This is a genomic window from Caballeronia sp. LjRoot34 (genome assembly GCF_964253815.1).
Taxonomy (GTDB): domain Bacteria; phylum Pseudomonadota; class Gammaproteobacteria; order Burkholderiales; family Burkholderiaceae; genus Caballeronia.
The window spans coordinates 3,363,577-3,377,100 of sequence record NZ_CAXUSB020000001.1; the positions used below are offsets into that span (position 1 = coordinate 3,363,577).

Here is a 13,524-nt window from a genome sequence, read left to right on the forward strand (position 1 = left end):
AAGATTGCGGGGAATCGCTAGAGCGTTACTTCGAAGATGACGCACCAGTTGTCCAACCGTGTCGATTCGTGCCCGTTATCGAATCTGATCCCGTCGCCCTGCGAATCACGAAGATTGCCACGCGGACCATAGCGGCTTCCGGCCTTTCCTGTACCGTCGAATGTGTATTCCAAGCGCGTGCCTTCGGGTACCGGGTCTTGGGCCACAATGAGCACGCTGCCCGCTCCGAGAACGAATACGGAGCGGATCGGCAAGCGCTCGCCGGAGGGCGTGCGCAGCGAAAACCAGTAGTCTCTGTTTCCCGCGACTTGCGTCACGTCCCGTTTCAACGGCGGCACTGGAACCCGGAAGCGCACGGTGACCGTTGGGCCGTTCCGCTGCCAGCCGGCGGGTTCAAGCGGCGTCCAGCTTGCCCGATCGACGAGGAAGCGCTTGAGCGTCATCGCGTCGGTGTTCTGCCGTGCGACGCTCAACAGATTCGCAACACCGTCGCCCGCCATCTGGCTCAACGCCGACTGGGCACCGGATCGGCTATCAGTCAGCAACTGCGCGGTCACCGCATTGCCACCCGCGGCCAGGATCCCGTTCAGCGCCCTCGCCACTGCAAACTGATTGCGGTTCCCCCCGACCAGGCCAAAGCCCGCGAACTGACCGGTCTGATAAAACAGCGAGGTAATGTTCAGCGTCAGGTCGACCTCGTTCGGCGCGTAGCTCAGAGAAGGCGTCAAGTACACGAAGTCGATCGATACACCAGCGAACGCACCCGACAACAAGCCAGTATAGGTCAGGATCTTGTACGTAGTCTGCGGCTTGTACCGCGCTTGCCCGCTTCCCGCTGTCACCACGACGGTCGCTCCGCCGTTCGCACTCGACGACGCCAGGCTCGGGTTCCCGATTACATCGGTGAGGCTATTCGTGCCATCCGCGTTCGCGATCACCGCATAGGTCGCCCCGACGTTCAGAGCGAGATTGCCGGTGACCTGCGGCGCACGGCCCGCGGTGTTTGCCGCCAGCATTGATCATGGCGTTCCCGGTCAGAACGCCGGTACCCTTCAGCACGCCCCCAGCGTTGATCGCGACGTTCGCCGCGGTCGCGCTGTCGACCTGCACAGTGCCTCCGTTATCGCTAATCCCGCTGCTCGCGCTCGCCAGATCGACGACCAGGCCGCCGCTCGTGATCAGCACGCCGGCGACGTCACCATCGCCCGTCAACGTACCGCCGCTTGCGACTGTCGTGCTGGTCACGACACTTCCCAATGACAATTGTTGCACGCCGCCGGCGTTGACCAAGGTGCGGCTGGCCGAGCCGCCGCCGCTGATCGTTTGCGTGCCGCCGTCGAGCACCGTGTCGTTCGCGGTGTCGCTTGCCAGCACCTGCTGTGCGCCGCCGCCGTTGATCGCCGCGCTGCTGGCCGTGCCGCCCGCGCCAACCTGCTGCAGCAGGCCGCCGCTGTTGACCACGGAGCGATTCGCGTACCCGTCGAGCGCACCATCGACATGCTGCATGCCGCCCGCGTTGATCGTGGCGTCGTTCGCCACGCCGCCAGCGAGTACATCCTGCCGTCCGCCGCTATTGACCCTGGCGATGTCCGCCGTGCCGCGGAAGTCAACGTCTGATTACCGCTTTCGTTGATCGTAGCGTCGCTGGCATTGCCACCCGATGCCACGGTTTGCACGCCGCCGATGCCGATCGTGGTCATGCTGGCATTACCACCGGCAAGCTGTTGCGCACCGCCGCTGATCACAGTGCGTAGCGCCTGCCCGCCCGACGTCACGGTCTGCGTACCGACGCTGATGGTGGAGTCAGTGGCGCTGCCGGAAACCGATTGACTGCCTCCCGCCGTCAGCGTTGTATAGCGGCACTACCGCCCACCGATACCGCCGGCATGCCGCCGCTCGAAATCATCGACCTGCTGGCAACGCCACCCTAGCGGGCACGCAACGACGAGTTGAATGTTGACGCCAATGCGGCTACCAGGCCAGCGGTCGTCAGACGACGAAGGTGGCTTTTTCATCACTCGCTCTCGAAAAACTTCACGCGACGTGCGTCATGGCTGACGCCGAGCCAGCCACCGCAAACTCGGTGCTGAAATTGCCCACCTTTGAAAGGTCCCGATTGCAGACCGAGAATGCGTTGGCAGTGAGGACACTTCACGATAACGTCGCCGTCGTCTCGATCGTACTCTGTGACATCGAGGACGACGTCAGTGCTCTTCAGTTCAGCCATGGTCAATCCCAGCTCCAGTTGCGATGCGTGCCAATGTAATCGTGTTTCGGACATTCCGGAAGACCTTAGCGTCCTTGGCATTAGCCATTAACTCTCGACTCGCGCACGCTCCTAGTCATGAAAAAGTCTGATTTCGGCAAGGTTTTGTTTTTCGATGGGAACTCGAATCTGTCAGGATAAGTGCCCGCTAGCCAAGCCGTCGACGTCAACTCTTTTCACGAAGCTGAGTCCCGATGAAACGAATCAAACTCAAATCCGTTGGAATCATCGACACACAGAGAACCATTCTAGAAACCGCCGACGGGGGTCCGGTTATTCGGGGCGATCCCAATTCGGGTGCCGCCCACATCTGCCCCGGCTGCGACACGGTCCTGATGGCTGGAATCGAAGAGGGATCGGTACGCGGCTGCTATCTCCGGTGTCCGATATGCGACCTTGTCTGCATCAGTGGTTAGGACGTCATAAGCACTATTGATGAAATGTAAGCTCTAAGAGAGGTTGATTGTCGCAGTCGAAACACCCCTTCAGTCGTTGTTTCACTGCAAGTTATCTCGTCCAGTTCCGCCGCGCAACAGACTGGAACTCGGCGACCAAGGAGTCAAGATGAATAACGCCAACGGTGTGTGTCTTGTGATCGTCGTTCTTTTAGCATTGTCGTGCCTGATAGCGTGGCTCCAATAACGACGCGCGGGTGGCGAGGCAACCTTATCGATATCCGTACGCGGTGTTGGTGAGCATCGGTCAATCTGGGTCGAACCGTGAAGCCACCGACGAGTACGTTAGCGAAGGAATGAACCGGATCCTGCCGACAGAGCTCCTGTTTGATTGGGTTATCGCCGATGTTGACGACTACAGCATAGAGCGCAGAAACGCTGAACAAGCGTGGCATCGATGCCGTGATTCAGCCGCCCTCTCACGCAGTTGTGCATGGTTATAAAAACACCGGTCTCCATGAGCGGACGGTGCAATACATCAGAGATAAGTGCAGCGTTTATGCGTCTCACAAAAATGCGGCTACGGACTGCAGGCGTTGAAGCGTAGATATCGCGCATCACGCGATGCATCGGCGCAAAACCGCTGAGGCAAAAACTCGAGTCACAAGAGCGTAAAGGCGCCGTCATCGCCAACATCATCAACCTGCGGAATTCGTTCGGCAGACTCGTTTCCATTAAAAAAATAGCTGCGTCCGCTACCCAGAGAGCCTTGCCGGTGAGAAGTCGCAATACGATAAGCTAATCGATCGATTGAGTGCATGTACCCTCTATGTTTCGTATTCCAAAATATTGTGAAACGTAGATAATGGCCTGCTTCCGGCCCGACCACTCGCCAACGAATCCCAATAACAAGGAGCCGATCAGCACGCCGAACAGGCCCGCACCGAACACCTGCGCGACGCCATTTCCGCCTTGACATGCCACGCCTGGGCGATGGCAGGCACAGCAAATGCAATCGCGATCCGATCATATCCGTCCGGCAGTACGATAGGAAAGCACCACACCAGTAGCGCGATCTCAAAACGCCCGACTTTTTGTTCCCGCACGAGTCGTGAACCGTTCAACATGAACTCACCGCAGTTGGTGGCCGTTTCGGCGCTGGATAACCCCATGGTGGGACATGCCACTAAGGTTAGCTGGCGTGCGCTGGACGGTGTGCCGCTGATTACGCTGCCGACGGGACAACTCTTTGCAAAAACTGATCGAGGCAGCGCTTGCCAAGGAAGAGGTGACCTCCGGCAGCGCATCGTGGTCGCTCATATGCAGACGGCAATCGCCACGGTCAGACGAGGCTCTGCGTCGCTGTCATGCCTTCGTTCTGCGAACACATCTGCCAACATTATCTAGTGCGCGTCGATCAGATGCGTCCCTCAGTCCAGTTCTCGTTCTATCGCATCACGCGCGCCGGTCGGGGTGAGCTCGCCGTGCTCGATCAATTCAGCGAAATGTTCGCTCAAGTCGCGCAGCGTCGCGCGGTCGGCCCCGCTTAAGAGGCCGCCCGGCTATCCGTTTGCGCCATTCTCAGCCTTGATTGACTATTCGCCAAATGGCTATCATCCACAACTTTTCGCGCCGGCGAGGTTCTGATCAAGGATCTGACGTGTCGTCTTGTCAGTGAGGATTTCGCCGTTGGGCGAAATCAACAAACTGTGGCACGCTTGCGAACTCCTCGCAACATCTGCCTACTTGGCACTCGCGTCAACGCTCGACGGCGAGGCACCGCTCAGGAACGATGGAAGAGCCGCTGAAACGACAGCTATAACGATTGCCAGCATTGCTAGTCGACGCAGCCGCAAAAGAAAGATCAATCGCCTGGGCGCCCATTTCCCAAACCTGCTCCATTTGGCCCTGTTGTATTCGATATGCGCGTAAGTACCATAAACAAAACGCATGCGAAGAGCAGATGAAAAAGAAACGACGACATAGACGGCAATGATGAGCGCCGCGATAAGTATGACCCCGGTTAGCATGACGCACCTGTATGCTGGTTAGAATTCGTTGCCACGTATCTAAACGACTTGACCGTCGTCTTATGCAGCAAATACTGAATTGTTCCATCACGCGGACGTTGTCATCCGTCAAAACATCATACGTTTGTCGCGCCCAAAATTACGTATTGTTACCGGTCAGATCCAGTGAACGACTCGTCAAGCCGAGAGTACCAACGATCCGTAGGCGCAGACCCCTGACGAGACTGCTGAGGTGCGGACGCCACCGGACAGATCCTATGTGATAAGCAGTGGGGATGAAACAACTGCAACGAGCTCGACAGCACCTATTTGCTTTGCACGCAAAGGAGTCGCTCCTCGCAAACAAATCTGTAGTCCACAACTGTTATCTCCGTCGCGCGCAAACGCGCATCGTCAGCTTCTCGAGCGCTTTGTGGAGCCGCTAGGAGGACTGCGGGTTCAGCCCCGACCGTTGCCGACGAAGTCTGGCGAATTGCCGCCTTATTACTTTCCCGCGCGAGATTGCGCGTAGGCCGCGAGCGTTTCTTCATTCGGCGGATAGGTACCACGAAACGCCCTGCCTTCATCAACACGTTGTGAGATGAAGATTTCCAGTTGCTCCCGCTCGGCCGCATCGCGCGCAACGTCTTCCACTATTTCCGCGCGGCACGATCACGACACCGCCCACATTGGCGACGACAATGTCACCCGGGTACACCCCACGCCGCCGGGTGCTATTGGCAAGCTCATATCCATGGCATTTATGTGCACCGCTTCCGTTGACTCTGTCCTCGAAAACTACACAGACTTGTTCACATTATGCGGCATCATTGAAACGCATGAATGACGACCCTGGATAATCACTTCGCCAGCCAACCGACAGGCCAGCCGCTGGCTCTGGAAGATGAGCGAGACGCCCAAGCGTCACCTACGCTCTTGCGCCCGTTTCAAGTCCTCAAACCTATACACCTAGTCGCGATAACGGCCTTGTTCGATCATGACAGACCACGCCAGACTCGTGGCAAACATGTCACGCCCGTGTGCGTCTGGCTGACAGCCGTTGGAGATGCACCAATCGGGAAAAACATCCGGGTCGATATACGCCTGCACCACGAGGATTCCCTGGCTAATCAAGCGGTCGCGCAAACGTTCAACCTGCTGCTTCCACTTCCGGTACGAACACGGCAATGTATCACCGTCGATGAACATAGCACGGCTCCTGTCGTAGTCTTCCCGCATATACCACGCAATGCCGAATACACCGACCTGCGAATCCATGGTTTCCTTTTTTAGGGAACTGGCCAGTGTGGAGGACCTTAGCGGTGGTGGCAATCGGACCATGTACCGACATCTGCTGGCAACGCTGCAAGACCCCAACAGCGAGAAACTCGCGCGGCGAACCGCCAGCCCGAAAACTGGGATGCACGAGCCGATGTCGATAACGCGCTTATCGAACTGGGGTCATCGCGTAGTACAAACTTCGTCCAAACCTCAAGTTCATCCTTGCCCGCAAGCTCAGGACGAACGAATCTCTAAGCAGCTCGACGCTTCTGCCTGCTCGCGCAGGCAGAAGACTCACCGCCTGGACGAAGTCGTCCACAGCGTCCGTATTCGCGCCCTCTTCGAGCACAACAATTCGATGTTCACACTTCGCCTCAGCTGCCTCCGGCCCCCCAGCGTTCTCCTCGCAGTGCAGCGAGTTGAAGATGCCTTGCTCGCCTCGTGGAATGAGCAACAGGTCGGCCGCGTAGATACCGCCAATGTCATCAGGACACGGGCCGCCAAACCGTGTCCGCCCGGGGAACGTCGCCGACAAATCTGCGAGCCATGGCGCTACCGCTTTGTCTCGCCTGCCCGCGATCAACAAGCGCGAGTTAGGGGTTTGCATCAGAGCAAGAATGAGCGTGGTTTGTCGTGCAACCAGAGCGGTGTCAGTCATCGGAGTTTCGTCGCTTACAACAGCCAGTGCGAAGTCGCCGTCTGACACGTTCATCGACCTCCGGGCACACCGCCTTGCCGCCATCGAGACCTTACCGAGCCGCGGATCGGCTAAGATCTTAATCTGCGTATGGCCAGCGGTCCTGACTTCGAAGCGCGCATTGAAGGTAAGCAATGTCGCACGCGAAGCCAGCGAAGGCCGGGCACTCCATTCACTATCAATCGGACACTCAGCCGGGTCTTCACCGCGTGTGTCCAATGCAAAGACAGCTGCAGCACCCAATCTACGCCTAAGCGTAAATGCACATTCGGTGAATGCATCTGCATAAGTCTCGACGCCGACGAATACATAAAAATTTCCAGGAGCGGCGGCGGAGATATCCGTTCCGATTCGCTGCATCATTGAGAGGAGATGAGCTGACGTAACAGCAATGTCAGTCAGCGCCCCCCCGTTTAGCTCCGCCTCAATAAAGTCAACGCCCACAAAGCTCTCGGACCCCAAGCTGCGCCATAGCGGTATGGCCCTGTTTAGCGGTGCAACTATCTTTATAGGAATGTTCGAAATGGAACGAATTCCATTAATCGAGTCGAAGATAATATTTACCGACGCGAAATGGGATCCAGGTATTAGGAAAACAATTGACGAGTCCAATTCGAACCATTTAAGTAGGAAGATAAAGCAGCCCGCCGGACACCGCGTCAAGCCTTTCCAGGCATATCTTTTTGGCGATTACTTATCAAAAATTCATAACGCATTTTGTATTAATTATATAGAAATTTTTTTCAATTATAGATACGTCTTCTTAACCATTTCGGACAATACATATCCCTCTTGAGACAGTCGCCAAAGCAACATTTCATTGTTGGCTAGAATGATTTGAGGACACACACTAATGAGAAAAAAATGAACTTAGAGGGTGCAAGATGCTGGGCGAACTCGCGGCAGGCGGTCTCGATCGAGCAAGGAACCCGACGGCATGGACACGCGACCAAAAAGAGGATCGCAATCCTAGTATATGAGAACTGCTCTTTCGTCGAGATCGGTTTGATTGTCGAGACCTTTGACCTCGCGAACTCGGCTGCGCTAACGCGGTCGGGCCAGACGCCCCATTACTCGGTATCCTTATTATCCAGTAAAGGAGGTCGAATTCAGTGTTCAAACTCCATCAGCATGGAGACTAGTCCGCTGGAGGGCGCCTCGCCGTCCGGATACGACGCACTGTTCATTGCTGGAGGAGAAGGCGCGGCGATTGCTGCTAGCGATGGCCGGACAAGAGAATGGCTCAGGGGCGTATTCCAGACGGTTAGGGTCGTGCAAGCGGCGGGAAACGGCACGCTCCTGCTCAAAGGTGCGAACCTGCCGAATGCCCGCGGAACGATCATTCCTATACGACCTGCGGGCAAACTGCACAGTCCGGCGCTGGGCAACGACCTAGTGATCGACGTCAATGCGGGTTCGCCGATTATCACCGCCCTGTCGCTCATTAAATCTGATTTCGACTATGAAACAGCCGAAGGCATCGCAGAGCGTCTGATGCCCTTTTCCGGCCGTTGGCTGGAGCCACTCCTCGGCGACCTGCCCAACGCCAACGTCGCGTCTACCATCAAGGAGGCGTCGCGCTGGATAGAAGAGCATTGTGCCCGACCCATCACGGTCGCCGACATGGCCCAAAGCGTGTCAATGGGCGAGCGGACATTTCTTCGGCATTTCAAGGCCGAAACCGGCATGCCGCCGTCCGAGTATTTGTTACGCACCCGCCTCGACATTGCTTGCAGGTTGTTGATAACAACAACCCTGCCTATCGACAAGGTCGCGCGGCGCTGTGGAATGCGCAGTGGCACTCGGCTTGCGAAGATATTCAAGCGCCGCCTTGGAATTTCCGCAACCGACTACCGCAATTGTGCGCGCAAGGATTTCGGTTGTAGCTAAGTTCGCAAGGGTATGGTCCGAAGGTCGCAGTCGTGTGTCTGCACTCAGTGCAGTCGCGCTCTCACTCTCTGAGCACGGTGACCATGCGGCCATGATTGGTCACGCACAGCGACGTCCTCTTGTACCGCTGCGCAAGTGTGAGCGCGATTCCCACTCTTTCCAATCTACACAGAAACCGAATTAGGCCAAGTGCCAAGGACTATATGGACTCTAACAATCCAATGTCCGATTGCCGCAGCATTTAGGCAGCACGACGATGGCACAGGAGGTTAAGGTATTTATCGAAGCCCAATTCGACCACCCGCGCTCGACAGCCTACAGACGAGGGGCAAAACTCATTCAAGGCCATGCTAAAAGTTACGAAAGCGGTTTTCCCGGTTGCGGGTCTCGGTACCCGATTCCTCCCCGCGACCAAGGCCAGCCCGAAGGAAATGCTGCCTGTTGTCGACAAACCGCTGATCCAGTACGCGGTCGAAGAGGCCATGGCGGCCGGCATCACGGAAATGATCTTCGTGACGGGCCGCAGCAAGCGTGCGATCGAGGATCACTTCGACAAGTCCTATGAGATCGAAGCCGAACTGCAAGCGCGCGGCAAGCAAAAGCTGCTCGATCTCGTGCGCAGCATCAAACCAAGCCACGTGGATTGTTTCTACGTGCGTCAGGCCGAAGCGCTCGGTCTGGGCCACGCCGTGCTGTGCGCGGAAAAGCTGGTGGGCGACAACCCGTTTGCCGTGATTCTCGCGGACGACTTGTTGTACGGCACGCCGCCGGTGATGACGCAGATGATCGAAGTGTTCGATCACTATCACAGCTCGGTGATCGGCGTGGAGGAGATCCCCGCTCAGGATTCCAAGTCGTATGGTGTGATCGACGGGAAAGAATGGGAAGACAATATCTTTAAGCTGTCGGGCATTGTGGAAAAGCCAGAACCTGAAGTTGCGCCTTCGAATCTGGGCGTGGTCGGGCGATATGTGCTCAAGCCGCGCATCTTCGATCACATCCGTGCATTGAAGCCGGGCGCCGGCGGCGAGCTGCAACTGACGGACGCAATCCAGTCATTGCTCGCTGACGAACAAGTGCTGGCATACAAGTATCACGGCACGCGTTTCGATTGCGGCAGCAAGCTGGGTTATTTGAAAGCAACGGTGGAATTCGCGCTGCGCCATCCGGAAGTAGCTAAGGATTTCAACGCCTATTTATCGGCGTTCATGTCGGCTTTGCATGTTTGATTAGTTGGCGGCTTCCACGCAGAAAATGCCTCGTCAGGCGGGTCAGCAAGTATGGATGTGCCGCTACCATGCCGCGATCGAACAGCTTCAATGCCCGCGTCTCATCGTTCTCATCAGTTCGGCGAGGAACGTGGACGCTTCGATTTCCTCTTTCTGCGCTCGCCACAGTAGCGCTCCCGCGGATGCAATGGCCTCCCAGTCGCTATCGCCGACGATGCCGTGCGTACGAGCAAGAACGCACGCCAATGAAACAACCGCTTCCGACGGACGTTGGCCGTAGGCGGGGTTTTCTGCCATCTTCTTGAACAACGTCAATATCAGCAAACTATCCATCTCTTTGCTCCAGGTCAGTTTCAGATTGGACACCGGATATCGCGACCACGACGCAGCTCAGGTCAGTTCGCTTCCGGGGCTATTTAGCTCTGGTCTACTTCATTTTTTCTCTGAATGCGTGGGCAAGGGATGTCGGTTACCCAACGGGCTCGTGGCGCATGCTGCTGCGGCAAGGAATTGCCGGGTAAGTGCAAGTACAGGACAGGCCGTGAAGCCTGGTGATTGAGACTAATTTTGGGGAAAACCATGAATCGCTTTAACACGCCGGTATTCCGTTGCTTGCAGTTTGGATCAATCGCTCTCGCTACCAGTGCGCTATTTGCTTGCGGCGGCGGCGGCAGCTCCCCCAACGGCACAATCAACGGCACCGTTGCTATTGGCGCGCCCATGCAAAACGGCGCAATAACATTCGTTTGCAAGAATGGTTCGGCCAATACCACCACTGATGCAAACGGTGCATTTTCTGTGACGTTCAAATTTGATGGTCCTTGCACGATCACCGCGAACGGTGGTGCGACGACGCTGCACTCCTTCGCCCCAGGCGCCGGAACGGTAAACATCACGTCGCTGACCGAGCTGCTGTTGAGCTATCTGGCCGGCCAGCTGGGCACGACTGTTGATAACTTGCTTGCCGTTCTTCCGACTAATTCGACCTATCAAAGCGCTCTCTCAAATAGTTCGACGATCGCCAACGCGGAAACGGCAGTTGCGAAGATTGTTAAAGACACCTATGGCATCACGTTGTCGTCGTCGGCGTTCCTGACAACGGCATTCACGGTCGGCCAAGGCCAGGATAAGGATCTTGATCAGTTGACGGCGGCTGGTGCGATCAACGTCACTGGCGAGCCAATAGCAACATTGACTGCGGCTGTGACGGCAGCGGGTACTGCTGCGGGTGGCGGGTCTTCAGGTGGCACACCGGGCGGAGGCGCCACGGGTGGTACTGGCGGCACGGGTACCACCACGCAATAAGGTCGGAATGCGGAACGTCCGGGTCTGCGCTGTATTGTGGCTGGGTACCAAACCGGTACTGTGGCGCTGACCCGATCTGCCAGGATCTGCGTTACGAAGAAACGACGTATCCGTGATACGGATCCGGGATACGTCGTTAACAAGGTTCGTCGGCGGTGTTTTGTCCCCGTCGAAGTCGCGCCCCCATTGAACAACGAGCTGATGTCTTTCAGACTATCTATTGATCTTTCCGTAGTGCGACACGTGTCGCCGTCCGCCGAGCGTGAATCGGCATGTAGTAACGGATGACAAAGCTCCTTTGTGCCTTGTCACATTCAGCATCGCAATATTGGAGGTTGAAGCTGTGACCGCGAATGACAACCTGTAATGGGCCGTATAGGGGTTCCAGATTTGCCCGGCCCGAGAAGAGTGCAGACTTGCGCGTGGTGCAGTTGTCGCAGGCCAGCATTTGAGACTCAACGAAGGGCAGCTTGTGAATGACAGGTCTGACTACGGTTCAGCGCCCTTCGCCTTAGCAATGAGGCGAACCAACGATGTGACGGCTTGCGAAGGGCTTGTGCAATCCGACAAGACTGGCGTCAGCAAGGCGCTTAATGCTGCACTCGAGCCGTGTGCGGGGAAAGCTCGCACGCACGGTTCTTCGGGCGCTGCATTTCCGAGAGGAAATGCAGCTACCCTTCTATGAGCAGGAAGTTGTCAAGGCCTTTCGGCAGACTGACTCACAAATCATCGGTCAACTCATTTGCCTCCATGTACGGAAGCGCGTAATCGGGTCAAGGGCAGGCCAAAGCGCTGGCGCCAGCGGACCCTTGACGCACGAAGGGTTCGGTATGCTGAGGAGTGCTGGTGAGCACAGGTTATTGCGCTCGCCAGTATGCAAGCCGGTTCTGGTCGCATATTTACCAACGTCAACATTTGCTGCAATCCGGTCTGTGTCCCTGGTCTGAAGCCGCGGTCATCGCGCGCGTGAGACTCCAGCATCTCACCCACCTTCTATCCGCTGGTGCATGGCCAGCCTCATCCTGTATGCGCGTTGCGCTGGAATTTTTCCAGGAAAATGCCCCATCTCTAAGATCGGTTACGTGGGTAACCCGGGTAGCCAACGGGCATGTTCACTTCAAACGGTCAATACGCAGGTTTCGGACCTTGAATGATCGCGTCGCTGCTAAACGTTGCCGGCTCAGGCCGCCTTCAGTTGAGCGCCTTCGGGTATCACCCCGTCCTTCAGATAGCGCCAGAGCGCAATCGCCAGGCGTCTTGCACCGCGACGATCGCGATGCGCCGCGCTCGGCGGTTCGGCCCCGTGCCCTGGTTGAACCACTGCGTCAGCGGGCTGCTGGGCTGGTAGCGCAGCCAAGTCCACGCCATCTCGACTAGTAACGCGCGCACGCGCCGGTTGCCCTGTTTGCTGATCCGCTGATCCACCTGACTCTCTCCGCTGTCGTACGGCTGCGGCACCAGCCCGACGCACGCACCCACTTGGCGCCGGTTGCTGAACTGCCTTCAGAACAGTTCGAGCGCGAGGCGCGACGAGCTCACTTCGCCGATCCCCTTAAGCACGCCAGGTCATCGCTTCCGCTGCGCGCGGGCACGCAAGCCTACCTCGTCTTCTCCAGCGCCGCGAGTTGCTGTGTAACGAGCGTCAGCCGTTCACATTCGCGTAGCAGCCCGCAGTTCGGGTGGCAGCGGCGCACCGTCGTGGCACTTTTCCTCGTTACGAGCGAGCCGGCCGGCAAAGGCCTCGTGGTCGACCTCATCCCAGCAACCGAGCGTGGCCAGCAGTTTGCGCATGCGGTCGCGATGCTGCAATACTTCCTTCACTTCCTTCTGCAGTTCCCCTCGATCGCGCATCAGCTGGCGCGACGCCTCGTCCTGAGGCCACAGCGCATGAACTACGTGCATGCGGTCACGCTCGGCGCGCAGCCACGCGCGCAGGTTGCAGGTTGATGGCATCGAGCCGGTCGGTCTTCGCGCGCCGCTTGTGGCGTTCGACCGGAATGCTCGCCGGATCGACGACATAACACTTGATGCCATGCCCCTGCAGCGCACGGCGGATCCAGAACGCGTTTTTGGCCAGCCTCGTAGCTCACCACGCCCCGTGTAGTCACCGGCAGCGACCACTGCAGCTTCTGTTGCTCGATCACGTCCAGCACAGCTTGCAGGCGAGCGGCAGCTTGGGCCTGCGCGACCGTGTGCACCGCCGGCTTCTCTCGCCGGCCGTCGTGTAGCGCGACCTTCCACTTCGCCGCAGCAAGCTCGAGTGACAGCGCCAGCACCGTTTCTTCACCCCCCGTCGTGAACGTCTGATCCGGGCGCATGATGCTCTCCTTTGAACAGGACTCAACACGCTGATTTTTCTACGTATCAGTTCGCCGTTCCCCTGCACATAGAATCTCTATTCACGAAATCACCCCAAAAGTATGGACGGACGTTCGACTTTTGGGGTGCAGTT

General features: G+C 57.3%; 12 protein-coding genes and 2 pseudogenes. 3 read left to right on the forward strand and 11 right to left on the reverse strand.

The window, feature by feature from the left end; translation table 11 throughout:
- Window positions 1-17: 17 nt before the first annotated feature.
- The 8 genes and pseudogenes from ACSQ36_RS15050 to ACSQ36_RS15085 all read right to left on the reverse strand — a co-directional run bounded on the left by ACSQ36_RS15050 (window position 18) and on the right by ACSQ36_RS15085 (window position 6,609).
- Window positions 18-1,016: a hypothetical protein gene (locus ACSQ36_RS15050; protein WP_436182480.1), complete on the reverse strand. Its 999-nt coding sequence runs from the start codon at window positions 1,014-1,016 to the stop codon at window positions 18-20.
- A complete protein-coding gene (locus ACSQ36_RS15055; protein ID WP_436183194.1) occupies window positions 910-1,587 on the reverse strand; it encodes a hypothetical protein in 678 nt (225 codons plus the stop codon). The genes ACSQ36_RS15050 and ACSQ36_RS15055 overlap by 107 nt, the downstream gene beginning before the upstream one ends.
- Window positions 1,588-1,649: 62 nt before the next feature.
- Window positions 1,650-1,847: pseudogene (locus ACSQ36_RS15060) on the reverse strand (hypothetical protein); the annotation flags it as partial.
- A gap of 15 nt (window positions 1,848-1,862) precedes the next feature.
- Window positions 1,863-2,015 carry a hypothetical protein gene (locus ACSQ36_RS15065; protein ID WP_436182481.1) on the reverse strand — a complete coding sequence of 51 codons (153 nt, stop codon included), beginning with the start codon at window positions 2,013-2,015 and terminating at the stop codon, window positions 1,863-1,865.
- Entirely contained in the window at window positions 2,015-2,227 is a 213-nt protein-coding gene (locus ACSQ36_RS15070; protein ID WP_436182482.1) for a hypothetical protein, read from the reverse strand. The genes ACSQ36_RS15065 and ACSQ36_RS15070 overlap by 1 nt, the downstream gene beginning before the upstream one ends.
- A gap of 2,947 nt (window positions 2,228-5,174) precedes the next feature.
- Window positions 5,175-5,324: a hypothetical protein gene (locus ACSQ36_RS15075; RefSeq protein ID WP_436182483.1), complete on the reverse strand. Its 150-nt coding sequence runs from the start codon at window positions 5,322-5,324 to the stop codon at window positions 5,175-5,177.
- Window positions 5,325-5,639: 315 nt separating this feature from the next.
- Entirely contained in the window at window positions 5,640-5,948 is a 309-nt protein-coding gene (locus tag ACSQ36_RS15080) for a hypothetical protein (protein ID WP_436182484.1), read from the reverse strand.
- Between the two features lie 169 nt (window positions 5,949-6,117).
- On the reverse strand, window positions 6,118-6,609 hold the full coding sequence (locus ACSQ36_RS15085) for a hypothetical protein (protein ID WP_436182485.1): 492 nt from the start codon (window positions 6,607-6,609) through the stop codon (window positions 6,118-6,120).
- A gap of 903 nt (window positions 6,610-7,512) precedes the next feature.
- On the opposite strand from ACSQ36_RS15085, the gene ACSQ36_RS15090 reads away from it, so the two are divergent.
- The gene (locus ACSQ36_RS15090; protein ID WP_436182486.1) at window positions 7,513-8,538 is read left to right on the forward strand and encodes a GlxA family transcriptional regulator; all 1,026 of its coding nucleotides are present in this window, start codon (window positions 7,513-7,515) and stop codon (window positions 8,536-8,538) included.
- Window positions 8,539-8,885: 347 nt separating this feature from the next.
- On the forward strand, window positions 8,886-9,767 hold the full coding sequence (gene galU, locus ACSQ36_RS15095; RefSeq protein ID WP_436182487.1) for a UTP--glucose-1-phosphate uridylyltransferase GalU: 882 nt from the start codon (window positions 8,886-8,888) through the stop codon (window positions 9,765-9,767).
- 87 nt (window positions 9,768-9,854) lie between these two features.
- Here galU and ACSQ36_RS15100 read toward each other — a convergent pair whose 3' ends face one another.
- Both ACSQ36_RS15100 and ACSQ36_RS15105 read right to left on the reverse strand, forming a co-directional pair.
- A complete protein-coding gene (locus ACSQ36_RS15100; RefSeq protein WP_436182488.1) occupies window positions 9,855-10,100 on the reverse strand; it encodes a hypothetical protein in 246 nt (81 codons plus the stop codon).
- Between the two features lie 83 nt (window positions 10,101-10,183).
- A complete protein-coding gene (locus ACSQ36_RS15105) occupies window positions 10,184-10,576 on the reverse strand; it encodes a hypothetical protein (protein WP_436182489.1) in 393 nt (130 codons plus the stop codon).
- On the opposite strand from ACSQ36_RS15105, the gene ACSQ36_RS15110 reads away from it, so the two are divergent.
- Complete coding sequence (locus ACSQ36_RS15110) at window positions 10,566-11,072, forward strand: hypothetical protein (RefSeq protein ID WP_436182490.1); 507 nt, start codon at window positions 10,566-10,568, stop codon at window positions 11,070-11,072. The two genes, ACSQ36_RS15105 and ACSQ36_RS15110, sit on opposite strands and share 11 nt — an antisense overlap.
- Before the next feature lie 1,180 nt (window positions 11,073-12,252).
- On the opposite strand, the pseudogene ACSQ36_RS15115 reads toward ACSQ36_RS15110, so the two are convergent.
- A pseudogene (locus ACSQ36_RS15115) lies at window positions 12,253-13,390 on the reverse strand (IS110 family transposase).
- Window positions 13,391-13,524: the final 134 nt, after the last annotated feature.